Here is a 24,193-nt window from a genome sequence, read left to right on the forward strand (position 1 = left end):
CTCCCCGGCGCCCCCGGAAACGCCGCAGCGGGCGGCGCCCCCGGTGTGGGGGAGCCGCCCGCTGGGCTTCAAGCGGTACCTGCGAGCCGTACCTTCAGGCGGTACTCAGCCGGCTGTCGAGCCGAGCTCAGTGGTGGCCGCCCTGGGCCTCCAGGCGCTTGTACGAAGCCTCGATCTCGGCCTCGGCCTCGGCGCGGCCCACCCAGTTGGCGCCCTCGACCGACTTGCCCGGCTCCAGGTCCTTGTAGACCTCGAAGAAGTGCTGGATCTCCAGGCGGTCGAACTCCGACACGTGGTGGATGTCGCGCAGGTGCTCCACGCGCGGGTCCGAGGCCGGCACGCACAGCAGCTTGTCGTCGCCGCCCGCCTCGTCCGTCATGCGGAACATGCCGATGGCGCGGCACTTGATCAGGCAGCCCGGGAAGGTGGGCTCGTCCAGGATGACCAGCGCGTCCAGCGGGTCGCCGTCCTCGCCGAGGGTGTTCTCGACGAAGCCGTAGTCCGCCGGGTAGCTGGTCGAGGTGAAGAGGCGACGGTCCAGACGGATCCGGCCGGTCTCGTGGTCCACCTCGTACTTGTTCCGCGAACCCTTGGGGATCTCGATGGTGACGTCGAACTCCACGTCCTGCTCCTCCATGATCAGCTCCGGCCCGGTGCCGGAGCTTGACTGCTCCGAGATGGCTTTTTGATTCAAAAGCGTGCGCGTCCGGCCCATCCCTGGGGTGGGTGCCATGCTCGCGGCAAGACGCAGTGGTTAAGTGTCCCTCACGCATATGTGTGATCGCGAAAGGGGCTGGTCCGAGGTGCCATTGGTCAAGACGTGGCAGCTCATCGCGGGGTCGGCCGTGGCCGGCCTCGCCCTGTCGGCGGCAGCCGTGGCCTCCGCCGGCCCCTGGGACTCCGGCCAGCGTAAGGCCGAGCGTGACCGCGCCGCCTCCTGGAGCCGGACGGGTGGCGCAGATCACGCGGCCGGTTCGCTCCCCCAGGCCGCGCCGAGCGCCCCGGGCGTGCTCCAGGGCATCGCCCCGCGCGGCGACGCCCCCTCCGCCGCCCTCGCCGGGGTGCTCGGACCGCTGCTCGCCGACCCCGCCCTCGGGACCGTGCGCGGGGCCAGCGTGGTCGACGCCGTCACCGGGCAGGTGCTGTACGAGTCCGGGGCCGCCGAGCCCCTGACCCCCGCCTCCACCGTCAAGATCGCCACCGCGAGCGCCGCCCTGGCCGCTCTCGGCCCCGAGTACCGCATCCGCACCACGGTGACCCCCGGGCCCGGCGCCGGCCAGATCGTCCTGGTCGGCGGCGGCGACCCCTCGCTGACCGCGAAGAAGAAGAGCCCGGCCGGCTCCGGCGGCAGCCTCGTCGCCCTCGCCGCCGACACCGCCCGGGCCCTCAAGGCCGCCTCCACCGACACCGTGACCCTCGGCTACGACGACACCCTCTACTCGGGCCCCGTCCGCCACCCCATCGGCCGCAACGACAACCTCGCCCCCGTCACCGCCCTCACCGCAGACGAGGGCCGCCCCGACGACTCCACCGCCGGCCCCGTCGAACGCAGCGAGGACCCCTCCGGGGACACCGCCCGCGCCTTCGCCGCCCTGCTGCGCGACCGCGGCATCAAGGTCACGGGCGAACCAGCCCCCGCCAAGGCCGCCCCCGACGCCCGGCCGCTGGCCACCACCCTCTCCACCCCCCTCGCCGGGCTGGTCGAGCGGATGCTGACCAACAGCGACAACGACATCGCCGAGGCCCTCGCCCGCCAGACCGCCCTCGCCTCCGGCAAGCCCGCCGGCTTCGACGGGGCCGGACAGGCCGTCACCGAACGCCTCGCCTCCCTCGGCGTCGACCTCACCGGCTCCCGCTTCGCCGACGGCAGCGGCCTGAACCGGGCCGACAAGGTCAGCGCCCGCCTCCTGACGGGCCTCCTCGCCAAGGCCGCCGGCCCCGGCCACCCGGAGCTGCGGCCCGTCCTCACCGGACTGCCCGTCGCCGGCTTCACCGGCACCCTGCGCACCCGCAACGCCGGCACCTCCCCCGCCGCCGGCCTGCTCCGGGCCAAGACGGGCACCCTGACCGGCGTGAACTCCCTCGCCGGGACCGTCGTCGCCCCGTCCGGGCGGCTCGTGGCCTTCGCCTTCCTCACCGCGAACGCCCCCGACGGGTCCGCCGCCGAGAAGGGCCTCGACAAGCTGGCCGCCGCCGTCGCTTCCACCCCCTGACCGCCAGGGGGCTCCGCCGCGGCGCCGGCCCACGTACCGTTGACGCATGACGAGCATCGGTGGTGCGGAGATGGTCGACTGGAACCTCGCGGTCGCGACCGCGACCCGCCTGGTACGGCCGGGTCCGGAGGTCAGCCGTGACGAGGCCCGGGCCGTGGTGGCGGAGCTGCGCCGGCACGCCAGGACCTCCGAGGAGCACGTGCGCGCGTTCACCCGGATGATGCCCGACGGCGCCACCCCCGGACCCGACACCCCCGTCCTCGTGGTGGACCGGGCCGGCTGGATCCGGGCCAATGTCGCCGGCTTCCGCGAGCTGCTCGGCCCGCTGCTGGCCAAGATGCAGGAGCGGCGCGGCAGCGGCCCCGGCGGCGCCGTCCTCGGGTCCGTCGGCGGCAAGGTCACCGGCGTCGAGCTGGGGATGCTGCTCAGCTTCCTGGCCTCCCGGGTCCTCGGCCAGTACGAGACCTTCGCGCCCGTCGCCGCCGACCTGCCCGGCGACCCCGCCACCGGCGGCCGGCTGCTGCTCGTCGCGCCCAACATCGTCCAGGTGGAACGGGACCTGGAGGTCAGCCCCCACGACTTCCGGCTCTGGGTCTGCCTGCACGAGGAGACCCACCGCACCCAGTTCACCGCCGTGCCCTGGCTGCGCGCCCACCTGGAGGGGGAGATCCACGCCTTCCTCGGCGCCACCGAGATCGAACCCGGCGCCCTCCTGGAGCGGCTGCGCGAGGCCGTCCAGTCCTTCGCCGGCGCCCGCGGCGACGGCGAGCGCGACGACGAGCCCCACTCCTTCGTCGAGCTCGTCCAGACCCGCGAACAGCGCGAGGTCCTCGGCCGGCTCACCGCCGTGATGTCCCTGCTGGAGGGCCACGCCGACTTCGTCATGGACGGCGTCGGCCCCGATGTGGTGCCCTCCGTCGCCGAGATCCGCGAGAAGTTCCAGCAGCGCCGGGCCAGGGGCGCCGGCCGCCTCGACGCCGCCCTGCGCAAGCTGCTCGGCCTCGACGCCAAGCTGCGCCAGTACCGCGACGGGGAGCGGTTCGTCCGCGCCGTCGTCGGCGAGGTCGGCGTCGAGGGCTTCAACCGCGTGTGGACCTCGCCGAACACGCTGCCGACCCGGTCGGAGATCGCCAAGCCCGCGGAGTGGGTGGCGCGGATGCACCGCAGGGGGAGCGCGGGGCGCGAAGAAGGGTGACGCGGGAGGCGTAAACCTGTCCCACTGGGGGAAGCAGCATCACCCTTCCGAGGGACCGTGAGTCGTGGAAGGGCGTGCGATGCTCGGGGAACGGCTCGCTTCTGTCACCATCGACGCACTCTGAGTGACCACCCGCGCGCTACACCCCGAAGCCTCCGAGCATCCGAATCTCCACGAAGGGCACCGGACATGGGTCCCCATCCTGCGGTCGCGGCGATACGCCTGGCGGTCCGCCGCGTACTCCACGACGTCCTCACCGACCTGACCGAACTCCCCCGCACCGCGGCTGCCCCCCTCGTCGCGGCGCCCCGCAGCGCGGCCGGCCCCCGGCCGCTCGTCCTCGTCGCCTGCTCCGGCGGCGCGGACTCCATGGCACTCGCCTCCGCCCTCGCCTTCGAAGCCCCCAAGCTCGGCGTCCGGGCCGGCGGCATCACCATCGACCACGGCCTCCAGGCCGGCTCCGACCTGCGCGCCGCGGAGGTCGTCAGCCGCATGACCGCGCTCCGCCTCGACCCGGTGGAGTCCGTCGCCGTGCGTGTCGGCCGCGACGGCGGACCCGAGGCCGCCGCCCGCGACGCCCGCTACGCCGCCCTGGACGAGGCCGCCGACCGGCTCGGCGCCGCCGCCGTGCTGCTCGGCCACACCCGTGACGACCAGGCGGAAACCGTCCTGCTGGGCCTCGCCCGCGGCTCCGGCATCCGCTCGCTGTCCGGCATGGCCGAGGTCTCCGGAGGCCCCGGCCGCACCAAGCGCTACCGCCGCCCCTTCCTCCACATCGACCGGCAGACCGCCCGCAAGGCGTGCATGGTCCAGTCCCTCCCCGTCTGGGACGACCCGCACAACATGGACCCCGCCTACACCCGCTCCCGGCTGCGCCACGAGGGACTGCCCGCCCTGGAGAAGGCGCTCGGCAAGGGGGTCGTGGAGGCGCTCGCCCGCACCGCCCAGCTCTCCCGGGACGACGCCGACGCGCTCGACGCCTGGGCCGCCGACGCCGAGGCCGGCGTACGCGACGAGGACGGCCGCCTGGAGTGCGCCAAGCTGTACGCCCTGCCGCCCGCCGTGCGCCGCCGGGTGCTGCGCCGGGCCGTGGTCGCGGCGGGCTCGCCCGCCGGCTCCCTCTTCGCCCGCCACATCGAGGAAGTCGACCGGCTCATCACCGGATGGCGCGGCCAGGGGGCCATCAACCTGCCCGGCCGCGTCGAGGCCCAGCGGCAGGGTGGCAGACTTGTCATCCGGCAGGGCTGATTGGTGCTGAAACACGGCTGAGTCCTCCGGGGGCACCCCCCGGAGCCCCGGCCGACAACGAAAGTGATGCGGGTGGACGAGAAGGACATGGGCAGCGACCTCCAGTCGGTGCTCATCACCAAGGAAGAGATCGACGCGAAGCTGGCCGAGCTGGCCGCGAAGATCGACGCGGAGTACGCGGGCAAGGACCTGCTCATCGTCGGTGTGCTCAAGGGCGCCGTGATGGTGATGGCGGACCTGGCGCGTGCCTTGTCCACCCCGCTCACCATGGACTGGATGGCGGTGTCCTCGTACGGCGCCGGGACCCAGTCCTCGGGCGTGGTGCGGATCCTCAAGGACCTGGACACCGACATCAAGGACAAGCACGTCCTGATCGTCGAGGACATCATCGACTCCGGCCTGACCCTGTCCTGGCTGCTGTCGAACCTGGGCTCCCGCCAGCCGGCCTCCCTCAAGGTCGTCACGCTGCTGCGCAAGCCCGAGGCCGCCAAGGTCGCCATCGACGTCGAGTGGGTCGGCTTCGACATCCCCAACGAGTTCGTCGTCGGCTACGGCCTCGACTACGCGGAGAAGTACCGCAACCTGCCGTTCGTCGGCACGCTCGCCCCCCACGTGTACGGCGGCTGAACCCCTTTCGTCATCCCGATCGCCCCCGGGGGAACCCGGGGGCGCTTCCCGCCGTTGGAGGAGAAGGCGGGCCTGTCGGCCGTCCCACGGGGCGGCGGGTGACAATACAGGGGTACATTCCGAAGAACAGTCTTTACTCGCAGCAGCATTTACCTACGGGCAGGAGGGACGGGGTGCCCGGCACCCCGTATGGATGGACGTGAAGCGATACTTCCGTGGGCCGGTCATGTGGATCGTGCTGGCCGTCCTCGCCGTGGTCGTGTTGATGAACGTCGTCGGCTCCGGCGGCGGCTACAAGTCGGTGGAGACCAGCGAGGTCATCAAGGCGATCAACAGTGGCCAGGTCGACAGCGCCAAGCTGACCACCGGCGACAGCCAGATGATCAAGATCGAGCTGAAAAAGGGCCAGAAGCTCGGCAACAACAGCGGCACCAAGTTCCAGGCCAACTACATCGGGGACCAGGGCGTCCAGCTCGCCCAGAACCTCCAGACCAAGTACGAAGCCGGTCAGATCCCGGACGGCTACTCCGTCACGCCGGACAAGACCAGCCCGTTCCTCAGCGTGCTGCTCTCGCTCCTGCCCTTCGTCCTCATCGTCGTCGTCTTCCTGTTCCTGATGAACCAGATGCAGGGTGGCGGCTCGCGGGTCATGAACTTCGGCAAGTCCAAGGCGAAGCTCATCACCAAGGACACCCCGAAGACGACGTTCGCCGACGTCGCGGGCGCGGAGGAGGCCGTCGAGGAGCTCCACGAGATCAAGGAGTTCCTCCAGGAGCCGGCGAAGTTCCAGGCCGTCGGTGCCAAGATCCCCAAGGGTGTGCTGCTCTACGGGCCGCCCGGTACCGGCAAGACCCTGCTCGCGCGTGCCGTCGCGGGTGAGGCGGGCGTTCCGTTCTACTCGATCTCCGGTTCCGACTTCGTCGAGATGTTCGTCGGTGTCGGTGCCTCGCGCGTGCGTGACCTGTTCGAGCAGGCCAAGGCGAACGCCCCGGCGATCGTCTTCGTCGACGAGATCGACGCCGTCGGCCGGCACCGCGGTGCGGGCCTCGGCGGCGGTCACGACGAGCGTGAGCAGACCCTCAACCAGCTGCTCGTCGAGATGGACGGCTTCGACGTGAAGGGCGGCGTCATCCTGATCGCCGCCACGAACCGGCCCGACATCCTCGACCCGGCGCTGCTGCGCCCGGGCCGCTTCGACCGGCAGATCGCGGTCGACCGGCCGGACATGCAGGGCCGTCTGGAGATCCTCAAGGTCCACCAGAAGGGCAAGCCGGTCGCTCCGGACGTCGACCTCTCGGCCGTCGCCCGCCGCACCCCCGGCTTCACGGGTGCCGATCTGTCCAACGTCCTGAACGAGGCGGCCCTGCTGACCGCCCGCTCGGACAAGAAGCTGATCGACAACCACATGCTGGACGAGGCGATCGACCGCGTCGTGGCGGGCCCGCAGAAGCGGACCCGGATCATGTCCGACAAGGAGAAGAAGATCACCGCGTACCACGAGGGCGGACACGCCCTGGTCGCGGCGGCCTCCCCGAACTCCGACCCGGTACACAAGATCACGATCCTGTCCCGCGGCCGGGCCCTGGGCTACACCATGGTCCTGCCCGACGAGGACAAGTACTCGACCACCCGCAACGAGATGCTCGACCAGCTCGCGTACATGCTGGGCGGTCGCGCGGCCGAGGAACTGGTCTTCCACGACCCGACCACCGGCGCCGCGAACGACATCGAGAAGGCCACGGCGACGGCCCGCGCGATGGTCACCCAGTACGGCATGACCGAGCGCCTCGGCGCGATCAAGTTCGGCGGGGACAACACCGAGCCGTTCCTGGGCCGCGAGATGTCGCACCCGCGGGACTACTCGGAAGAGGTCGCGGCGCTGGTCGACGAAGAGGTCAAGAAGCTCATCGAGACCGCGCACAACGAGGCATGGGAGATCCTGGTCGAGAACCGGGACGTCCTGGACAACCTGGTGCTGGCGCTCCTGGAGAAGGAGACCCTGGGCAAGGAGGAGATCGCGGAGATCTTCTCCACGATCGTGAAGCGTCCGGCCCGCCCGGCGTGGACCGGTTCGTCCCGCCGCACCCCCTCCACCCGTCCGCCGGTGCTCTCGCCCAAGGAGCTCCAGCTGACGAACGCCGCCAACGGCACCTCGGCGGCCCAGACCGCCGTGTCGGTGGAGAAGGCCCCGGAGTCCTCCCCGGAGGACCGCCCGGAGGTCTGATCAAGCCCGGAATGGATGCCGCGCCCCCCAGGTTCTAGCCTGGGGGGCGCGGCACATTTGTACGCCGCGCGCGCAGACAGGAACGAGGAAGAGATGACCGACCCAGTGACCCTGACCGGTGAGGGCACGATCGGCGAGTTCGACGAGAAGCGCGCCGAGGCGGCGGTCCGCGAGCTCCTGATCGCGGTCGGCGAGGACCCGGACCGCGAGGGCCTCCTGGAGACCCCGGCGCGCGTGGCGCGGGCGTACAAGGAGATATTCGCCGGGCTGTACCAGCGGCCCGAGGACGTCCTGACCACCACGTTCGACCTGGGCCACGACGAGATGGTCCTGGTGAAGGACATCGAGGTGATGAGCTCCTGTGAGCATCATCTGGTCCCGTTCCACGGCGTGGCCCACGTCGGCTACATCCCGTCCGCCGACGGGAAGATCACCGGCCTGTCGAAGCTGGCCCGCCTGGTGGACGTGTTCGCCCGCCGCCCCCAGGTGCAGGAGCGGCTGACCACGCAGATCGCGGACTCCCTGATGGAGATCCTCGACCCGCGGGGCTGCATCGTGGTCATCGAGTGCGAGCACATGTGCATGACCATGCGCGGTGTCCGCAAGCCGGGTGCGAAGACCATCACCTCGGCGGTCCGCGGCCAGCTCCGCGACCCCGCGACCCGCAACGAGGCGATGAGCCTGATCATGGCCCGTTAGGGCCGGCCAGGGCCCGCGAGGGCCCGCAGCGCGCCGGGCCCGGTCAGGCGCGGGCCGCCGCGGGCTTGTCGGGGTCCTCGTCCTCGGGGAGTTTCAGGACGTGTTCCAGGAACAGGGCCGCCGCGACGACCGCGGCGCCCGCCAGGACCGAGCCGGCCGCGTACCATGCCTGGTCGCGGCGGGCCGGGACGTCCAGGGAGTCGGTGAGGAGGAAGACGCCGACGCCGCCGTACATGCCGGCGACCAGGGCCGCGACCAGGGCGCTGGCCTGGCCGAAGACCACCGCGCGGGCCGCCATCAGCGGCTCCACGCCCTTGGCCCCCGGACGGCGCTCGCGCTGGGCCCGCAGGCGGGCGCGCAGCGACAGGGCCGTGGCGAACAGCACCACGGCGATGACCGCCAGCACGACCGGCGCGGCCAGCGGGACGCCCGGCAGGGTGCCGTAGGCGTTCCACAGGCGGGCCCCCGCCCAGGACAGCACCCCGGCGATCACGAAGATGCCCGCCAGGACCGCCGGCCTCAATTGCTTCACTTGCCCGCCCCCCGTTCGGTGTCGGCTACCTGAACACGCTAACGGCTATTCCGGGAGGCGGAGTTCCAGGTCGCCGCGTGGCGTGACGCCGCTCAGGCCGATCGCGGACAGCAGGCCCGCCACGGGGCCGCGGCCGGGGAGCTGGGCCTCGGGGTCGATGTCGTTCCAGGGGGCCAGGACGAAGGCCCGCAGGTGCGCCCGGGGGTGCGGGAGGGTGAGGACGGCGTCGTCGGAGACCACGTCCGCGTACGCCACGATGTCCACGTCGATGGTGCGCGGCCCCCAGCGCTCCTCGCGGACCCGGTCGAACGCCTCCTCGACGGCGTGCGCCCGCTCCAGGAGCGAGGACGGCGGCAGGGTGGTCTTCAGCGCGATGACCGCGTTGAGGTACGAGGGCTGCGAGCCGGCCTCGACGCCCCACGGCTCGGTCTCGTAGACCGGGGAGACGGCCTTGACCCGCAGCCCGGGGGTGTCGCCGAGGGCGTCGATGGCGCCCTGGAGGGTCTCCAGCCGGTTGCCGAGGTTCGCGCCGAGCGCGATCACGGCCCATTTGGGGTTGGAGAGGGTGACGTCGGCCGCGTCGACCGCCTCGGTGACGGACGCCGGGACGGGCTGGACGGTGGGGTCGCTCTGGGTCTTCAGTGCGTTCAGTGCGTTGTTCACACGCGGCTCCGGGTGATCGTGACGGTCACGTCGTCGAAGGGGACGGTGATCGGCGCGTCGGGCTTGTGGACGACGACCTCCACCTGTGCCACGGCCTCGTGCTTGAGGCACTGCTGGGCGATCCGCTCGGCGAGGGTCTCGATGAGGTCGACGGGCTCGCCCTGGACGACGTCGACGACCTCCTCGGCCACGACGCCGTAGTGCACGGTCTTGGCGAGGTCGTCCCCGGCCGCCGCCGGGCGGGTGTCCAGGTGCAGCACGAGGTCGACGATGAAGGTCTGGCCTTCTTCGCGCTCCCGGGGGAAGACGCCGTGGTGCCCGCGAGCCTTGAGGCCGCGCAGCGCGACACGATCCACGCGAATCACTCCTGCTTTCGTAGGTGCTTCCGGTCCCGGGGACGCCCCGGGCCCTTGGGCCTACGCCGAGTGCGGTCGGCGTCGTCCACCTTCGAATTTACCTGCGACAAACCTTCGCTCCCGCCCTTGGGGTCAGTCGGAGCCCTCTTCCTCCTCGTCATCGGAGTCCGTGAGCACCGGAGAACCGTGGTGGGACCACAGGCGCCAGCCCTGCGGTGTGCGACGGAACACATTCGTGGCGACCACCAGCTGGCCGACGAGCGGACCGAGTTCCCCGGCCTCCTCGGCCGGGCCCCCGCTGAGGATGTTCTCGGTGCAGGTGACCAGGGCGGTGTCGCCTATGAGGGCCACCTTGGTGTCGGTGAGGAAGAACTGGATGTACTCGGTGTGCGACATGATCAGCGCGTACGAGCGCAGGACCTCGCCCCGCCCGGAGAGCACCGGCCATCCGGGGTGGACGCAGGAGATCTCGTCTTCCAGCCAGAGCGCCGACAGCGCGTCGAAGTCCCCCCGCTCCATGGCCTCGTAGAAGGCCGCGTTGACCTCTTCGACGGCTTCGATGTCGGTACGGCTCACCGTTCCCCTTCCCAGTGCGTCCGGTCGGTCCGGCGGGTCACAGAGCCCCTTCCACGGCGCGGGCCACCCGAACCGCGTCGGCGGTGGCCCGTACCTCGTGCACCCGGACGGCCCAGGCGCCCTGGTGGGCGGCGATGGCGGAGACGGCGGCGGTGGCGGCGTCCCGTTCGCGGGCGGGCGGCGGGGCGGCCTCGGCCGTACCGGCCAGGATCCGGCCGAGGAAACGCTTCCGCGAGGCGGCGACCAGCAGCGGGAAGCCGAGGGCGCGCAGCTCGGGGAGGCGGGCGACGAGGGCCAGGTCGTGCTCGGCGTTCTTGGCGAAGCCCAGGCCCGGGTCGACGACGATCCGCTCGGGGGCGATACCGCCGGAGACGACGGCGTCGATCCGGGCGCGGAGCTCGGCGGTGACCTCGCCGAGGACGTCGGCGTAGACGGCCCGGCTGTTCATGGTGTCGCTGAAGCCGCGCCAGTGCATGACCACGAAGGGCACCGCGGTGGCGGCGACGGCGGGGATCATGCGGGGGTCGGCGAGTCCGCCGCTGACGTCGTTGACGAGGCGGGCGCCGGCGGCGACGGCCTGTTCGGCGACGGTGGCCCGCATGGTGTCCACGGAGACGGGGACCCCTTCGGAGGCCAGACCGCGGACGACGGGGACGACCCGGCGCAGCTCCTCGTCGGCGTCGACGCGGGTGGCGCCGGGGCGGGTGGACTCGCCGCCGACGTCGATGAGGTCGGCGCCCTGGGCGACGAGGTCGAGGCCGCGCTTGACGGCGGCGGTGGTGTCGAACCAGCGGCCGCCGTCGGAGAAGGAGTCGGGTGTGACGTTGACGACGCCCATGACCGCGCAGCGGTCCCAGTCGGGGAGCCCGGCCACTTGGCCCCGGGGGGCGGGGCCGCGGGTGGTGTTCATGAGGTCCAGGGTAGATCCCGTGCAGCACGGCGCCCCCGGGCCCTGGGGGCCCGGGGGCGCTGCGGGAGGTGCGGGTGTTACGCGGCCTGGACCTCGCGGTCGGCCTGGGAGGGGATCGTGGCGTGGTCGTGGGCGCAGGGGCGGGCCTGCTTCGGGCCGCGGCGGCTCGCGAAGAGGCGGGGGAGGGCCAGGGTGACGAAGCCCTCGGCCTGCATCACGGCGAAGCCGATGCGGGGCAGGTCGCGGTGGTGGCGGTAGACCATGAAGCGCGGCTCCCAGCGGGGGCGGAACTTCTCGTTGAACTTGTACAGCGACTCGATCTGGAACCAGCGCGAGAGGAACACGAGCAGGCTGCGCCAGGCGCGCAGGACCGGGCCGGCGCCGATCTTCTCGCCGCGGGCCAGGGCCGCGCGGAACATCGCGAAGTTCAGGGAGACCTTCTCGATGTTCAGCTCGGGGGCCTGCTGGAGGGAGGCGACGATCAGCAGCTCGTTCATGCCGGGGTCGGCGCCGCGGTCGCGGCGCATCATCTCCAGGGACATGCCGTCCTTGCCCCAGGGCACGAAGTGCTGGATGGCCTTGAGGTCGCCGAAGGGGCTGCTGTCGCCCTCCTCGACGCGGTGCGCGGTGGCGATGATGCAGTCCCCGTCGCCGGGGTCGCCGATGCGGCCCAGGGCCATGGAGAACCCGCGCTCGGTGTCCGTACCGCGCCAGGCTTCGGCCGCGCCGCGGACCTGGGCCAGCTCGAACTCGTTCAGCTCGCTGACCCGGCGGACCTTGGTGGTGTAGCCGTTGCGCTCGATGCGCTTGACCATCTGGCGGACGTTGCGCATGGGGCGGCCGGCGAGGGAGAAGTCTTTGACGTCGACGATGGCCTCGTCGCCGAGTTCCAGGGCGTCCAGGCCCGTCTCACGGGTCCAGACCTCGCCGCCGGTCTCGCTGCAGCCGACGACGGCCGGGGTCCAGGAGTGGGCCTTGGCCTCCTCCATGAACCGCTCGATGGCGCCCGGCCATGCCTCGACGTCGCCGACGGGGTCGCCGGAGGCGAGCATCACGCCGGAGACCACGCGGTAGGTGACGGCGGCCTTGCCGCTGGGGGAGAAGACGACGGCCTTGTCGCGGCGGAGCGCGAAGTGGCCGAGCGAGTCGCGGCCGCCGTGCCGGGCGAGCAGCTCGCGCAGCTTCTCCTCGTCGGCCGGGGTGAGGCGCGCGGCCGGGTGCTCGGGGCGGAAGGCGAGGTAGATCGTGGTGACGGCGGTCAGCATGCCGAGGGCGCCGAGGGAGTAGCCGACGGTCCAGCTCACCCGTCCGGAGTAGTCGACGGGGCCCTCGAAGCCGAAGAGGCCGTACACCACGTGGGTGATCTGCTCGGAGAGGCTCGGGCGGCCGACGACCTTGTTCGGGTGGACGTTGACGATGACCAGGCCCAGGCCGATGGAGCCGGCGCTCATCAGGACGAAGTTCGCGAGCGCCTTCCAGCGGCTGCGCGGGTCCGGAAGGGCCTTGAACTCACCCTGGTGGCGTACGAGCAGGGCGAGGAGGACCGCCGAGATGACCACGCCGATGACCGAGTGGCGGTACACGAACTGGGCGACGGCGCCGGCCGGCAGCAGGATGACCGAGGCCCTCCAGGCACGCCGCTTGCGCCGCTTGAGCCCGTGCGCGAGCAGCAGGATCAGGACGCCCGCGCTGATGGACAGGGCCGCGGCGAAGGGGCCCAGGGAGCCGGGCAGCACCTCGGTGACCGCGTGGAACCGGCTGTGGCGGAATCGCGGGAAGACGCCCGCCGCGATGTCCACGAGGCCGACGATCATGACGGCCGTACCTACGAGACCGGGCACCGACTCCGGCCTGGGTCCGCGGAAGATTCGCCGGACCTTACTCGGAACCTGTCCCGACTTATCGCCATCTATCCTGCTAGACATCGCTTCCCGTTGCTCCGCGAGAGATCATGTGGCCGAAGGCCGTGACAGCCTCCGGGGTGTGGTGCGTTCACTAGGACGACATCGAGGAGGAGCGGGTTCACTCTTCCGTCGTAAAAATCCAGCCCTGCCATCAGAAAGTCGACTGACTGCTCATGGGTCTCACCAGTAATGCCGTTCTGGTCCTGGCCATCATCGCCGGTGTAGCGCTGTTCGCGGTGACGGTCTGGCTCTGGCCGAAGCTCTCGGGCCGCACCTGGCGGTCGGTCCTCGGCCGGATCGGGCTCCTGCTCGCGACCCAGCTGGCGCTCTTCTCGGCAGTCGGTCTCGCCGCCAACAAGTCGTTCCTCTTCTACGGTTCCTGGGCCGACCTGTTCGGCCAGCAGACGGCCATCGGCAAGGTCGTCGACCACTCGATGAGCAGCAAGGACATCAAGGTCCTGGACAAGCAGAAGCTGGACGTCCCCGGCGGAGGCCAGCCCCAGGTCGGTGGTCAGATACTGAAGGTCGCCATCACCGGGCAGAAGTCCAAGATAACGAGTCCCGGCTACGTCTGGCTCCCGCCGGAGTACTTCCAGCCGCAGCACAAGGACAAGAACTTTCCGGCCTCCATCGTCCTGACGGGCTACCCCGGTACGGCGGAGAACCTGATCAAAGGGCTGAACTACCCCATGACGGCCTTCAAGCAGGCCAAGCAGGGCAAGATGAAGCCGATGATCCTGGTCATGCTGCGCCCGACCATCGCGCCGCCGCGTGACACCGAGTGCGTGGACATACCGGGCGGCCCGCAGACGGAGACCTTCTTCGCGCAGGACCTGCCGCAGGCCATCCAGGGCACGTTCCGGGTCGGCAAGAAGCCGCAGAACATGGGCTTCATCGGCAACTCGACGGGCGGCTACTGCGCCCTGAAGATCGCCGCGCACCACCCGCAGACCTTCGGCGCCGCCGCGGGTCTGTCCGCGTACTACAAGGCGGCGGACGACCCGACGACCGGTGACCTCTTCCACGGCGACGAGAAGCTGCGCAAGGGCTCGGACGTGCTGTGGAGCGTGGAGAACAAGAAGCCGACCGGCACCTCCTTCCTCGTCACCACGAGCGAGAAGGGCGAGGACAACCTGCACGACACGAAGAAGTTCATCAAGCTGGTCAAGGGCCCGGACCGGGTCTCCTCGATCATCCTCGACAGCGGCGGCCACAACTTCAACACCTGGCGCCGGGAGATCCCGCCGATGCTGGTGTGGATGAGCAGCCGGATGCAGGCGTAAGGCAGGCAGCGGAAGTACCGGGCGGCCCGCCGCCCACTCGTGGTCAGGGCCCGGCGCGCGCCGGGCCCTTCGTCATGCCTCCGGCGGGTCGGCCCGGCGCAGCGCCTGGTGGACGCCCTGCGGGGTCAGTACGCCGACCAGCGCGCCCGACGCCGGATCCGTGACCCCGATCCGCCCCGTGTCCTCCTGGAGGAGCGCCGCCAGGGCCTCGCGCAGCGACGCCCCGAGCGCCACCGACGCGGCCGGCGTCTCGCCCTCGCGCGCCGCCGTCAGGTCGGCCGCCGCCACCGGGGTGACCGCGAGCCGCCTCAGGCCCCGGTCGGCGCCGACGAAGGAGGCCACGTAGTCCGTCGCCGGCGCGGCGAGGACCTCCGCCGGGCGGGCGAACTGCTCGATGGTGCCCTCCCCGTACACGGCGATGCGGTCGCCGAGCCGTACGGCCTCCTCCAGGTCGTGGGTGACCAGCAGGATCGTCTTGCGGACCGTGCGCTGGAGGGTGAGGAACTCGTTCTGGAGCCGCTCGCGCACCACCGGGTCCACCGCGCCGAACGGCTCGTCCATCAGCAGCACGGGCGGGTCCGCCGCCAGGGCGCGGGCGACGCCGACGCGCTGGCGCTGGCCGCCCGAGAGCTGCTCGGGGTAGCGGCCGCCGAAGACGGCCGGGTCCAGGCCGACGAGTTCGAGGAGCTCGGCGGCGCGTGCGCGGGCCTTCGCCTTCGGGGTGCCGGTCAGCTGCGGCACGGTGGCCGTGTTCTCCAGCACCGTCTTGTGGGGGAACAGCCCGACCTGCTGGATGACGTAGCCGATGCGGCGGCGCAGTTCGACCGGGTCGGCGGCGGAGACGTCCTCGCCGTCCAGCAGGATCCGGCCCGAGGTGGGCTCGATGAGCCGGTTGACCATCTTCATGGTCGTCGTCTTGCCACAGCCGGAGGGGCCCACCAGCGTGACCAGCTCGCCCTCCGCCACCTCGAACGACAGGTCCTCGACGGCCGTCGTCCCCTCGGGGTAGCGCTTGGTCACATGCTCGAATCGGATCACCCCGCCATCCTCCCCCACACGTGCGCGCGGGTGGGCGAAGGGTTTGTGAGGGGAGTGTTGCACCTGTGCGAATGATTCCGGCCAAGGTGGGTGTCGGGGGTTATGGTCGCACTGGCCGGATCTTCGGGTACGTGTGTGCGAGCAGAGGGGGTGAGCGGTGTGGCGGTACGGAGCTGTCTGGTGGCCAACGACTGGATCTGCTGGGACTACGTCACCTCCCGCGCCCCGGAACTCGCCGACGCCACCCTGGAACACGTCTGGATCACGGCGGTCTCGGTGCTCATCGGCGTCGTCATCGCCGTCCCCCTCGCCCTGCTGGCCCGCCGCGGCCGCCGCTGGGCGGCCCCCGTGCTCGGACTGACCACCCTGCTCTACACCATCCCCTCGCTCGCCATGTTCTCCCTGCTGCTGCCCTTCTTCGGGCTCTCGGCGGCGCTCGTGGTGACCGGACTGGTGCTGTACTCGCTGACCATCCTGGTCCGCAACGTCATGGCGGGGCTCCAGGCCGTCCCCGAGGAGGTACGGGAGGCCGCGCGGGGGATGGGCTACGGGCCGGCCCGGCTGCTGTGGCAGGTCGAACTGCCGCTGGCCCTGCCCGCGCTGCTCGCCGGGGTGCGGATCGCGACCGTCTCCACCGTGGCGCTGACCACCGTCGGTTCCATCGTCGGCAAGGGCGGGCTGGGCAACCTGATCGCCCCCGCCGTGAGCAGCTCCTTCAAGGCCCAGGTGCTCACCGCCTCCGTGCTGTGCGTCCTGCTCGCGCTCGCCGCCGACCTGCTGCTGCTCGGCCTCCAGCGGCTGCTGACCCCGTGGACCCGCGCCGGGGCCGGGGCCGGACGGTCCGCGCGGACGAAGGGGGCCTGAGGCCGTGGGAGTCCTGGGCAAGGCGTGCGGCTGGCTCGCGGACGGGGGCAACTGGTCGGGGGAGGACGGTGTCTGGCACCGGCTCGCCGAGCACCTGCTGGTCAGCGGGATCGCCCTGGGCGTCGCCTGCGCGGTGGCCCTGCCGGTGGGGCTGTGGCTCGGCCATGTCGGCCGGGGCGGGGCGCTCGCGGTGAACCTCTCCAATGTGGGGCGGGCCGTACCGGTGTTCGCGGTGCTGGCCCTGTTCATGGTCTCGCCGCTGCGCAGCGCCGGCTACCTGCCGACCGTGGTCGCGCTGGTGCTGTTCGCGGTGCCGCCGCTGCTGACCAACGCCTACGTCGGGATGCGCGAGGTGGACCGCTCGGTGGTCGAGGCGGCCCGGGGCATGGGCATGTCCGGCCGGCAGCTGTTCTGGCGGGTGGAGCTGCCGCTCGCGCGGGGGCTGGTGATGACCGGGCTGCGCTCGGGCGCCGTACAGGTCATCGCCACCGCCACCATCGCCGCGATGGTCGGCCAGGGCGGCCTCGGCCGCATCATCACCGCCGGCTTCAACACGTACGACACCCCGCAGGTCGTGGCGGGCGCCCTGCTGGTCGCGCTGCTGGCCCTGCTGGTGGAGGGGCTGCTGGTGGCGGCGGAGCGGCTGCTGCTGCGCGGTGGCCGCCGCCCGGCGCCGCGCTGAGGCCACCCCTCACGTCCGTCTCGTCCGCCTCGTTTCCCCTGAATCACCCTGATCTCCAAGGAGCATGATGAGCAAGTCCACGCGCATCCTCGGCGCGACCCTGGGCGCGGTCGCCCTGACCGTTTCGCTCAGCGCGTGCGGGGGCGACAGCCTGGAGAAGACCAAGGACGGTGGCTCCTCCGCCGCCGCCCCGGCCGGATCCGGGGGCGCCAAGGGGAAGCTGGTGGTCGGCGCGGCCGGGTTCACCGAGTCCAACGTGCTCGCCGAGCTGTACGCGCAGCTGCTCCGGCAGGCCGGCTACGGCGCCTCCATCACCACGGTCAGCAACCGCGAGCTGTACGAACCCTCGCTGGAGAAGGGCGAGATCGACGTGGTGCCGGAGTACGCGGCCACCCTCGCCGAGTTCCTCAACGCCAAGGTCAACGGCAAGGACGCGCCCAAGGACAAGCCCGTGGCCTCCAGCGACGCCCAGGCCACGGTGGCGGCACTGGACAAGCTCGCCGTCCCGCTTGGCATCAGGCCCCTGGAAGCGGGTGCGGCCGTCGACCAGAACGCCTTCGCGGTGAGCCGGGAATTCGCCGAGAAGAACAAGCTGAAGACGCTTTCCGATCTGGGGAAGTCGGGGCTGAAAGTGAAGATCGCGGCGGGTGACGAATGCTCCGTACGCCCCTTCTGCGCGCCCGGATTGGAGAAGACGTACGGAATCCAGGTTTCCGGTATCGATCCCAAGGGGGTCGGCACCCCGCAGGCCAAGCAGGCGGTCAAGGACGGTGTGGACCAGCTCGTGCTGACCACCACCACCGACGCCACCCTCGACAGCTACGGTCTGGTCCTGCTGGAGGACGACAAGAAGCTCCAGAACGCCGACAACCTCCTGCCCGTCGTCAACACCAAGGACGCCGGCTCCCCGGAGGTCGCCCAGGCCCTCTCCGGCCTCACCAAGGCGCTCACCACGGCCGACCTCGCCGAACTGAACCGCAAGGTGGACGCGGAGCGGGCGAAGCCGGCGGACGTGGCGAAGGCATATCTGGAGTCCAAAGGGCTTCTGACGAAGTAGCAGATACGGGATCCCGCGCACGAGGTGAACGAGCCGCCCGGCAAGAGATTGCCGGGCGGGTACTTCACACGGGGCCCACGCCCTGTAAATTTCAGGCCATGCCCCGTGGACGTCACCGCAATCCCGAGCCCCTGCACCGACTTCTCACGCCGACGGCCCTCGGCGGGGTGTGCGTCGCCAGCGCCGGCGCGGCGTGGCTCCTCGCGGAACCGCTCGCGCTGCGCCTGCTCGTGGCCCTCACGGCGGCCGCGGGGACCGGTGGCGCCGTCCTGATGCGCTCCTGGGACCGGGCGGCCGGCCGCCGGGTCGCGGAGCTGGCCCGTGAGCGGGTCAAGGACGAGTGGAAGACGGACGAGCGGATAGCCGAGCTCGAATCCGACCTCGAGGAAGCCCGCGTCCTGCGCGCCCGGCTGGACGCCAAGCTGCGCGCCAAGCGGGTCGAACTCGCGGGGCTGCGCGGGGAGCACGCGGCGCTGCTGCGCCGGTACGCCACCGCCGAGACCGAGCGGGCCAGCGCGCTGGAGAAGCGGCGGCTGCTGGCGCTGGAGGCGGCGGGCACGCCGAAGGAGCTCCCGGCGGTTTCGGAGGAGCGCACCAGCAGCGGGGCTCCCACCGCGGTGGGGTACGCGCGGGCCAACGCGGCGATGACCGCCCTGCTGAGGAAGGCCGAGGCGCGGGCGGCCGCGGGCGGCCCGAAGGCCCTGGGCCCGGGCACCGGCCCCGGCCCCGGCGCCGGCCGGACACCCGCCGCCACGGCCTCCGCCTCTGCCGCCGCCTCGGCCTCGGCGCCCGCCACCACCGCCTCGGGGTCCGCCCCCGCGGCGCCCGCCGCCACGGCTTCCGCTCCTGCCGCCTCGGCCGCCGCCGCGGTGGTTCCGGCGCGGCGGCAGGCCGCGCCGGTGGCCCCGTACGCGGCCCAGCGGCGCAGTGCCTCGCGCGTCGAGGGCGGCTTCGACTTCTTCGGCACCAAGAACACCGCCCAGGCCCGCGCCGCGATCGAGTCCGTGCAGAACGAGGACCTGGCGGACGTGGTCGGCGCCGAGGCGCTGGCCGCGCACAAGGCGGAGTCCGCGCAGGCCGAGGCCGACCCGGAGTTCAAGCCGGCCACCCCCGAGCAGCAGGCGCTGGGCCAGGTGATCGACCTGACGGCCCACGACGAGACCGAGCCGATCGACGTCGTCCGCCTCCGCACCGCCATCTCGTAGCGGCGCGCGGGGGCGCCCTCAGAACAGGGGGAGCTGCCCCGGATGAGGGGCCAGGGTGAAGCCGTCGAGGGTCGGGGCGGAGGCGTCCAGCGCCACACGCGTCCGCGAGCCCGGGCAGGACACCAGGCCGGCGCGGCGCCCCGCCGGGGGGTCGTGGCGGGCGATCCGGCCGGCCGTCACGGCGCAGACGCGGCCGCAGGACGGGCAGGCCCGTCGGGGGGAAACGGACATGCCCCCAGTGTGCACCGCCCCACCGACAACCGGCCCCGCCGGCCTACTTGTCGATGTCGCCGACCACGAAGAACAGCGAGCCCAGGATCGACACCATGTCCGCGACCAGCTGGCCCGGCAGCAGCACCGCCAGCGCCTGGATGTTGTTGAAGGAGGCACTGCGCAGCTTCAGCCGGTACGGGGTCTTCTCGCCCTTCGAGACGAGGTAGTAGCCGTTGATGCCGAGCGGGTTCTCCGTCCAGGCGTACGTGCTCCCCTCCGGCGCCTTCAGCACCTTCGGCAGCCGCTGGTTGACCGGCCCGGGCGGCAGCTCCGCCATCCGGTCCAGGCAGGCCACCGCCAGGTCCAGCGCGTTGTGGGTCTGCTCCAGCAGCACCTCGAAGCGGGCCAGGCAGTCGCCCTCGGTCCGGGTGACCACCTTCAGCACGTCCTGGAGCTCCCCGTACGCCAGGTACGGCTCGTCGCGGCGCAGGTCGAAGTCGACGCCGGAGGCGCGGGCGATCGGCCCGGAGACCCCGTACGCGTGCACCGCCTCGGCGGACAGGACGCCGACGCCGCGCGTGCGCCCGCGGAAGATCTCGTTGCCGTGGACGAGCTTGTCGTAGACGTCCATCCGGGTGCGGACGTCGGCGACGGCCGCGCGGGCCCGGCCGAGCCAGCCGGCCGGGAGGTCCTCCTTGAGGCCGCCGACCCGGTTGAACATGTAGTGCATCCGGCCGCCGGAGATCTCCTCCATGACCGCCTGGAGCTCCTCGCGCTCACGGAACGCGTGGAAGATCGGGGTGATACCGCCCAGTTCGAGGGGGTACGACCCGAGGAACATCAGGTGGTTCAGGACCCGGTTCAGCTCCGCGAGGAGCGTCCGCATCCACACCGCCCGCTCCGGGACCTCCATCCCCAGCATCCGCTCGACGGCCATGACCACGCCGAGCTCGTTGGAGAAGGCCGACAGCCAGTCGTGGCGGTTGGCGAGCATGACGATCTGGCGGTAGTCACGGGCCTCGAACAGCTTCTCCGCGCCCCGGTGCATATAGCCGACCACGGGCTCCGCGCTGGCGATGCGCTCGCCGTCCAGGACGAGCCGCAGGCGCAGCACGCCGTGGGTGGAAGGGTGCTGCGGTCCGATGTTGAGCACCATGTCGGTGCTCTCCGCCGCTCCGCCGATGCCGACCGTGGTCTCCGTCATGGGCGCATTGTCGCAGTCCTAGGCTGAGGCCATGGAAACGGGGACGACGGGTGAGACGGAGCGGCCCGGATGGGCCGCGCTGCCGGGCGGGCTCCTGTCCCTGCGGCGGCTGCTGCTGGCGCTGTGGACGGCCCTCCTCGGGGCGGCGACGGCCCTCCCGCCGGCGCTGCTCGCCGGGGCGGGGTGGGCCTGGCTCGGCGCGGTGTGGCTGGCGCCGCTGGCCTGGGGGTGGGTGCTGCTCGGCCGGAACTGGCGCTCCTGGCGGTACGCGGAGCGGGCGGACGACCTGCTGATCTGCCGGGGTGTGCTGTGGCAGCGGGAGACGGTGGTCCCGTACGGGCGGATGCAGCTGGTGGAGGTGACCTCGGGCCCGCTGGAGCGGCGCTTCGGGCTGGCCTCCGTCCAGCTGCACACGGCCGCCGCGGCCACGGACGCCAGGATCCCCGGACTGGCGCCGGCCGAGGCGGAGCGCCTCCGCGACCGGCTGACGGAGCTCGGCGAGGCCCGATCGGCCGGCCTGTGACGGCCCCCGGCCCGGTCCCCGTCCCCGCTCCGCCGGGCGGCGAGCGGCGGCTGCACGTGCTGACCCCGCTGCGCCGGGCCTGGGTGCCGGTCGCCGCGACCGCCGGTGTGGCCGTCCAGCAGGGGGAGCGGGCCCAGGAGTGGGCGCTGGCCCTGCCCGTGTGGCTGCGGCTGGCGGGGCTCGCCGGGCTGGTCCTCGTCTTCGGCGCGTACGGCTTCCTCAGCTGGTGGTTCACCCATTACGCCGTCACCCGCACCGAGCTGCGCATCCGCACCGGCCTGCTCTTCCGGCGCACCGCCCACATCCGCCTCGACCGCATCCAGGCCATCGACGTCACCCGCCCCCTGCTGGCCCGCCTGGCCGGGGTCGCCGCGCTGCGCATCGACGTCGTGGGTACCGAGGACAAGGACGAGCTGGCCTTCCTCGCCGAAGGGGACGCCGTCGCCCTGCGCGCGGAGCTGCTGGCCCGGGCCGCCGGGTTCGCCCCCGCCGAGGCGGCCGGGCTCGGGGAGGCGCCCGAGCGGGAGCTGCTGCGGGTGCCGGTACGGGATCTGGTGGTCTCCCTGCTGCTCAGCCTCGACACCTGGGCCGCCCTGGCCGGCGGGTTCGCGGCCCCGGTGGTGGCGTGGCGGCTCAGCGACAGCCTCTGGGCGGCCGTGGTCACCGTGGTGCCGCTGCTGGGTGCGGTCTGGCGGGGCACCGTGAACCGTTTCCTCACCGGCTACGACTGGCGGATCGCGGAGTCCCCGGACGGGCTGCGGCTGGACCACGGGCTGCTGGACCGGGCCCACGAGACCGTCCCGCCGGGGCGCGTGCAGAGCGTACGGATCGTGGAGCCGCTGCTGTGGCGGCGGCGCGGGTGGGTGCGGGTGGAGCTGGCGGTGGCGGGCTCGAAGAACACGGTCTTGGTGCCGGTCGCCGGGCGGGACGCCGCCCACGCGCTGGTCGCCCGGGTGCTGCCGGGCGCGGACCCGGCGGCCCTGGCCTTCACGCCCTCCCCGCGCCGGGGGGCGCGGTGGGTGGTGCCGGTGTGGTGGAAGGGGTACGGGCTGGCGGTCTCGGGGGAGCTGTTCGCGGCCCGGCGGGGGCGGCTGTGCCGGCGTACGGAGATCGTTCCGCATGCGAAAGCGCAGAGCGTGCGCCGTACCCGGGGGCCCTGGGAGCGGGTGTGCGGGGTGGCTGACGTCCATGTGGACACCGGCGCCGGGACCACCGTCACCGCCCGGCTGCGGCCGGCGGAGGAGGCCACCGCTCTGCTGTACGCCCAGGCGGCCCGCTCCCGCACCTCCCGCGCGGCGGCGCGGCCCGACCGGTGGATGGCCTGAAGCGCGGGCAGAGTGATTTTCGGACAGAGGTTCCGGCCAACTGAAACCGTGTTTGTGTTCGCAACGTCCCTTCGGTAGACAGGTACGAAGGAAGTGACGGCACAACACGTCAGGGGTGGGTGTATGAAGTTCGACATGGGCAGCACCACGCTGTCCGACCTGGGCAAGGCAACGACCGGCTCCAGCAGCGACCTCGGCACGCTGATCAAGCTGCTGGTCGCCGCCGCCGACCCGCTGGAGGGCAAGTTCAACGGTGTCGGCCGGACCGCCTTCGACTCGTTCAAGCGGCGCTCGGACGCCATCACCGCCGAGCTGAACGGCTCGCTGCAGGCCATCCTCGGCGGTCAGCGCGGCATGGACGCCTCGTTCACCTCCGGTGACCACGAGCAGGGTGACAACGCCCACCAGAACATGGGCGCCGCGAACTTCGACGCCGCCCGCTTCGGCGCGCGCTGAGAACCGGGGGACTGAGGCAGACATGGGACAGAACCAGGACCGCACCTCGTACGACATCGCCGCCTCCGTGGAGGTCCAGGGCGGCCTCGGCGGGATCATCGGCCAGCTGGAGCGCGTGCTCGCCGACCGTGACGCGGCGGTGAAGGCGGCGATGGCCGAGTTCACGGCCGACGGGGTCTCGGACGAGTACCACGGCAAGGAAGTCCGCTGGAACAAGGCGGCCAACGAGGTGCGCGACATCATCCGCCTCGTCCGCACCACGCTGGAGCAGAACGACACGACGGCACAGGCGACGCTGGCGAAGGCCAAGGCGGCGGTCGACAACATCGGCTGACGGCGGCCGGAACGGCGGCGGAGGCAGGAACACCGGGACACGGGGGTAGGTCATGGACTGGGACATCAAGCCGTCCGGGGTGCAGGGCGTGGTCAACAAGACGATCACGGCCGCCGAGGGCTTCCAGAAGGCGGGCACCTCGCTCCAGAAGGAGCTGCCGGAGGCCGCCAAGCACGCCGGCACCGTCACGCCCGGCGGCGGCACCGGCGGTGAGGGCGGCGGCATGGGCCCGATCGCCGGAGCGCTGGGCGAGCTCATGGCCTCCCACCAGCACCGGCTGGCCTTCATCTCGGCGCGTACGGAAGCCTCGCTCAACGGGGCCATCAAGGCGACGACGGCCTATGTGCACGGCAATATCGAGCAGGCGCAGAACGCCCAGAACGAGGCGCTCAAGGAGCCGAAGGTCGACCTTCCGGGGGCGGACAAGAAGTGACCGATCACGTTCCGATCAATCCGTGCACCATCCCGCAGTTCACGGGCGACCTGGACGCGCTGGAGAAGAACAAGACGGCGATCGACACGGCGGCGGGAACGTTCCGTGACGCGGGTTCGAACGTGGACTCCGAGTTCCAGGGCCTAGCCGCGTTCTACTCGGCGCCCGAGGCCGAGAAACTGTTCGCGACGACGAAACCCGTCAAGACCGACAGCGACTTCTTCGCCGACCAGCTGGAGTCCGCCGCCAAAGCCCTCGGCGAGTACATCACCGAAGCCCGCCCGATCGTGGCACGCCTGAAAGAACTCCAGGCGAAAGCCACCACGTTCTCCAGCAAGATCAGCGGAGACAAGCACTGGAAGGACGACGGGGACAAGATCGACGAGAACAACGATCTGATCCACGACGTCAACGCCGCCGTCTCCGCGT

The 24,193-nt window shown here is 71.8% G+C and carries 26 protein-coding genes and 1 pseudogene; 17 read left to right on the top strand and 10 right to left on the bottom strand.

The window, feature by feature from the left end; all coding sequences use genetic code 11:
- Nucleotides 1–127: 127 nt before the first annotated feature.
- Complete coding sequence (locus tag ABZ716_RS18275) at nt 128–622, bottom strand: inorganic diphosphatase (protein WP_030031597.1); 495 nt, start codon at nt 620–622, stop codon at nt 128–130.
- 181 nt (nt 623–803) lie between these two features.
- Here ABZ716_RS18275 and dacB point away from each other — a divergent pair, with 181 nt between their 5' ends.
- From dacB to folE, 6 genes are all read left to right on the top strand, one after another.
- Complete coding sequence (dacB, locus tag ABZ716_RS18280) at nt 804–2,213, top strand: D-alanyl-D-alanine carboxypeptidase/D-alanyl-D-alanine-endopeptidase (RefSeq protein WP_358809484.1); 1,410 nt, start codon at nt 804–806, stop codon at nt 2,211–2,213.
- Nucleotides 2,214–2,259: 46 nt separating this feature from the next.
- The gene (locus ABZ716_RS18285) at nt 2,260–3,408 is read left to right on the top strand and encodes a zinc-dependent metalloprotease (RefSeq protein ID WP_358960037.1); all 1,149 of its coding nucleotides are present in this window, start codon (nt 2,260–2,262) and stop codon (nt 3,406–3,408) included.
- A 189-nt stretch (nt 3,409–3,597) separates the two neighbouring features.
- Nucleotides 3,598–4,656 (top strand): tRNA lysidine(34) synthetase TilS, encoded by a 1,059-nt coding sequence (gene tilS / locus ABZ716_RS18290; protein ID WP_358809482.1) that lies wholly within the window; start codon nt 3,598–3,600, stop codon nt 4,654–4,656.
- 66 nt (nt 4,657–4,722) lie between these two features.
- Entirely contained in the window at nt 4,723–5,283 is a 561-nt protein-coding gene (hpt, locus tag ABZ716_RS18295) for a hypoxanthine phosphoribosyltransferase (RefSeq protein ID WP_267034220.1), read from the top strand.
- Between the two features lie 193 nt (nt 5,284–5,476).
- The gene (gene ftsH / locus ABZ716_RS18300) at nt 5,477–7,507 is read left to right on the top strand and encodes an ATP-dependent zinc metalloprotease FtsH (protein WP_358809481.1); all 2,031 of its coding nucleotides are present in this window, start codon (nt 5,477–5,479) and stop codon (nt 7,505–7,507) included.
- A 93-nt stretch (nt 7,508–7,600) separates the two neighbouring features.
- On the top strand, nt 7,601–8,206 hold the full coding sequence (gene folE / locus ABZ716_RS18305; protein WP_358960039.1) for a GTP cyclohydrolase I FolE: 606 nt from the start codon (nt 7,601–7,603) through the stop codon (nt 8,204–8,206).
- A 43-nt stretch (nt 8,207–8,249) separates the two neighbouring features.
- On the opposite strand, the gene ABZ716_RS18310 is transcribed toward folE, so the two are convergent.
- The 6 genes from ABZ716_RS18310 to ABZ716_RS18335 form a co-directional block, all read right to left on the bottom strand.
- Nucleotides 8,250–8,738: a DUF3180 domain-containing protein gene (locus ABZ716_RS18310; RefSeq protein ID WP_358960041.1), complete on the bottom strand. Its 489-nt coding sequence runs from the start codon at nt 8,736–8,738 to the stop codon at nt 8,250–8,252.
- Between the two features lie 45 nt (nt 8,739–8,783).
- Nucleotides 8,784–9,401 carry a 2-amino-4-hydroxy-6-hydroxymethyldihydropteridine diphosphokinase gene (folK, locus tag ABZ716_RS18315; protein ID WP_358809479.1) on the bottom strand — a complete coding sequence of 206 codons (618 nt, stop codon included), beginning with the start codon at nt 9,399–9,401 and terminating at the stop codon, nt 8,784–8,786.
- A complete protein-coding gene (folB, locus tag ABZ716_RS18320; protein ID WP_351889687.1) occupies nt 9,398–9,757 on the bottom strand; it encodes a dihydroneopterin aldolase in 360 nt (119 codons plus the stop codon). Before folB ends, folK begins: the two co-directional genes overlap by 4 nt.
- A 132-nt stretch (nt 9,758–9,889) precedes the next feature.
- Nucleotides 9,890–10,333: a nuclear transport factor 2 family protein gene (locus tag ABZ716_RS18325; RefSeq protein ID WP_351889689.1), complete on the bottom strand. Its 444-nt coding sequence runs from the start codon at nt 10,331–10,333 to the stop codon at nt 9,890–9,892.
- A 37-nt stretch (nt 10,334–10,370) separates the two neighbouring features.
- The gene (gene folP, locus ABZ716_RS18330; protein ID WP_358809478.1) at nt 10,371–11,243 is read right to left on the bottom strand and encodes a dihydropteroate synthase; all 873 of its coding nucleotides are present in this window, start codon (nt 11,241–11,243) and stop codon (nt 10,371–10,373) included.
- A 77-nt stretch (nt 11,244–11,320) separates the two neighbouring features.
- A complete protein-coding gene (locus tag ABZ716_RS18335) occupies nt 11,321–13,168 on the bottom strand; it encodes a phosphatidylglycerol lysyltransferase domain-containing protein (RefSeq protein ID WP_358809477.1) in 1,848 nt (615 codons plus the stop codon).
- Nucleotides 13,169–13,320: 152 nt separating this feature from the next.
- On the opposite strand from ABZ716_RS18335, the gene ABZ716_RS18340 reads away from it, so the two are divergent.
- Nucleotides 13,321–14,430, top strand: coding sequence for an alpha/beta hydrolase-fold protein (locus ABZ716_RS18340; protein ID WP_355966458.1), 1,110 nt, complete (start codon nt 13,321–13,323; stop codon nt 14,428–14,430).
- A 72-nt stretch (nt 14,431–14,502) separates the two neighbouring features.
- Here the strand turns inward: ABZ716_RS18340 and ABZ716_RS18345 are convergent, their stop codons facing one another.
- Nucleotides 14,503–15,468, bottom strand: a complete 966-nt coding sequence (locus ABZ716_RS18345; RefSeq protein ID WP_358809476.1) for an ATP-binding cassette domain-containing protein — start codon at nt 15,466–15,468, stop codon at nt 14,503–14,505.
- 159 nt (nt 15,469–15,627) lie between these two features.
- On the opposite strand from ABZ716_RS18345, the gene ABZ716_RS18350 reads away from it, so the two are divergent.
- The 4 genes from ABZ716_RS18350 (at nt 15,628) to ABZ716_RS18365 (ending at nt 19,276) form a co-directional block, all read left to right on the top strand.
- Nucleotides 15,628–16,332, top strand: a complete 705-nt coding sequence (locus ABZ716_RS18350) for an ABC transporter permease (RefSeq protein ID WP_358809475.1) — start codon at nt 15,628–15,630, stop codon at nt 16,330–16,332.
- Between the two features lie 4 nt (nt 16,333–16,336).
- Nucleotides 16,337–17,014 carry an ABC transporter permease gene (locus tag ABZ716_RS18355; RefSeq protein WP_358809474.1) on the top strand — a complete coding sequence of 226 codons (678 nt, stop codon included), beginning with the start codon at nt 16,337–16,339 and terminating at the stop codon, nt 17,012–17,014.
- A gap of 67 nt (nt 17,015–17,081) precedes the next feature.
- Nucleotides 17,082–18,071, top strand: a complete 990-nt coding sequence (locus tag ABZ716_RS18360; RefSeq protein WP_358960044.1) for an ABC transporter substrate-binding protein — start codon at nt 17,082–17,084, stop codon at nt 18,069–18,071.
- Between the two features lie 98 nt (nt 18,072–18,169).
- Nucleotides 18,170–19,276: a hypothetical protein gene (locus ABZ716_RS18365; protein WP_358960046.1), complete on the top strand. Its 1,107-nt coding sequence runs from the start codon at nt 18,170–18,172 to the stop codon at nt 19,274–19,276.
- A gap of 18 nt (nt 19,277–19,294) precedes the next feature.
- On the opposite strand, the gene ABZ716_RS18370 is transcribed toward ABZ716_RS18365, so the two are convergent.
- Nucleotides 19,295–19,507: a hypothetical protein gene (locus ABZ716_RS18370; protein WP_351889711.1), complete on the bottom strand. Its 213-nt coding sequence runs from the start codon at nt 19,505–19,507 to the stop codon at nt 19,295–19,297.
- 43 nt (nt 19,508–19,550) lie between these two features.
- Nucleotides 19,551–20,693 carry an NADH-quinone oxidoreductase subunit D gene (locus ABZ716_RS18375; protein WP_351889714.1) on the bottom strand — a complete coding sequence of 381 codons (1,143 nt, stop codon included), beginning with the start codon at nt 20,691–20,693 and terminating at the stop codon, nt 19,551–19,553.
- A gap of 31 nt (nt 20,694–20,724) precedes the next feature.
- Between ABZ716_RS18375 and ABZ716_RS18380 the strand changes: the two genes are divergently transcribed.
- The 6 genes and pseudogenes from ABZ716_RS18380 to ABZ716_RS18405 all read left to right on the top strand — a co-directional run.
- Nucleotides 20,725–21,216, top strand: a complete 492-nt coding sequence (locus ABZ716_RS18380) for a PH domain-containing protein (RefSeq protein WP_358960048.1) — start codon at nt 20,725–20,727, stop codon at nt 21,214–21,216.
- Nucleotides 21,213–22,541: a PH domain-containing protein gene (locus tag ABZ716_RS18385; RefSeq protein ID WP_358809470.1), complete on the top strand. Its 1,329-nt coding sequence runs from the start codon at nt 21,213–21,215 to the stop codon at nt 22,539–22,541. The genes ABZ716_RS18380 and ABZ716_RS18385 overlap by 4 nt, the downstream gene beginning before the upstream one ends.
- Before the next feature lie 123 nt (nt 22,542–22,664).
- Entirely contained in the window at nt 22,665–22,997 is a 333-nt protein-coding gene (locus ABZ716_RS18390) for a hypothetical protein (protein WP_358809469.1), read from the top strand.
- A 22-nt stretch (nt 22,998–23,019) separates the two neighbouring features.
- Nucleotides 23,020–23,331 (top strand): pore-forming ESAT-6 family protein, encoded by a 312-nt coding sequence (locus ABZ716_RS18395; protein WP_358809468.1) that lies wholly within the window; start codon nt 23,020–23,022, stop codon nt 23,329–23,331.
- Nucleotides 23,332–23,383: 52 nt separating this feature from the next.
- Nucleotides 23,384–23,764: a DUF6507 family protein gene (locus tag ABZ716_RS18400; protein ID WP_358809467.1), complete on the top strand. Its 381-nt coding sequence runs from the start codon at nt 23,384–23,386 to the stop codon at nt 23,762–23,764.
- Nucleotides 23,761–24,193: pseudogene (locus ABZ716_RS18405) on the top strand (hypothetical protein); the annotation flags it as partial. The gene ABZ716_RS18400 and the pseudogene ABZ716_RS18405, both read left to right, overlap by 4 nt.

This window comes from Streptomyces sp. NPDC006687 (genome assembly GCF_040636215.1).
Classification (GTDB): Bacteria; Actinomycetota; Actinomycetes; order Streptomycetales; family Streptomycetaceae; genus Streptomyces.

Coding starts and splice junctions, on each gene's coding strand:
- ABZ716_RS18285 (WP_358960037.1), top strand. CDS start 2,260: ATGACGAGCATCGGTGGTGCGGAGATGGTCGACTGGAACCTCGCGGTC.
- tilS (WP_358809482.1), top strand. CDS start 3,598: ATGGGTCCCCATCCTGCGGTCGCGGCGATACGCCTGGCGGTCCGCCGC.
- hpt (WP_267034220.1), top strand. CDS start 4,723: ATGCGGGTGGACGAGAAGGACATGGGCAGCGACCTCCAGTCGGTGCTC.
- ftsH (WP_358809481.1), top strand. CDS start 5,477: ATGGACGTGAAGCGATACTTCCGTGGGCCGGTCATGTGGATCGTGCTG.
- folE (WP_358960039.1), top strand. CDS start 7,601: ATGACCGACCCAGTGACCCTGACCGGTGAGGGCACGATCGGCGAGTTC.
- folP (WP_358809478.1), bottom strand. CDS start 11,243: ATGAACACCACCCGCGGCCCCGCCCCCCGGGGCCAAGTGGCCGGGCTC.
- ABZ716_RS18335 (WP_358809477.1), bottom strand. CDS start 13,168: ATGTCTAGCAGGATAGATGGCGATAAGTCGGGACAGGTTCCGAGTAAG.
- ABZ716_RS18340 (WP_355966458.1), top strand. CDS start 13,321: ATGGGTCTCACCAGTAATGCCGTTCTGGTCCTGGCCATCATCGCCGGT.
- ABZ716_RS18360 (WP_358960044.1), top strand. CDS start 17,082: ATGAGCAAGTCCACGCGCATCCTCGGCGCGACCCTGGGCGCGGTCGCC.
- ABZ716_RS18365 (WP_358960046.1), top strand. CDS start 18,170: ATGCCCCGTGGACGTCACCGCAATCCCGAGCCCCTGCACCGACTTCTC.
- ABZ716_RS18370 (WP_351889711.1), bottom strand. CDS start 19,507: ATGTCCGTTTCCCCCCGACGGGCCTGCCCGTCCTGCGGCCGCGTCTGC.
- ABZ716_RS18375 (WP_351889714.1), bottom strand. CDS start 20,693: ATGACGGAGACCACGGTCGGCATCGGCGGAGCGGCGGAGAGCACCGAC.
- ABZ716_RS18380 (WP_358960048.1), top strand. CDS start 20,725: ATGGAAACGGGGACGACGGGTGAGACGGAGCGGCCCGGATGGGCCGCG.
- ABZ716_RS18390 (WP_358809469.1), top strand. CDS start 22,665: ATGAAGTTCGACATGGGCAGCACCACGCTGTCCGACCTGGGCAAGGCA.
- ABZ716_RS18395 (WP_358809468.1), top strand. CDS start 23,020: ATGGGACAGAACCAGGACCGCACCTCGTACGACATCGCCGCCTCCGTG.
- ABZ716_RS18400 (WP_358809467.1), top strand. CDS start 23,384: ATGGACTGGGACATCAAGCCGTCCGGGGTGCAGGGCGTGGTCAACAAG.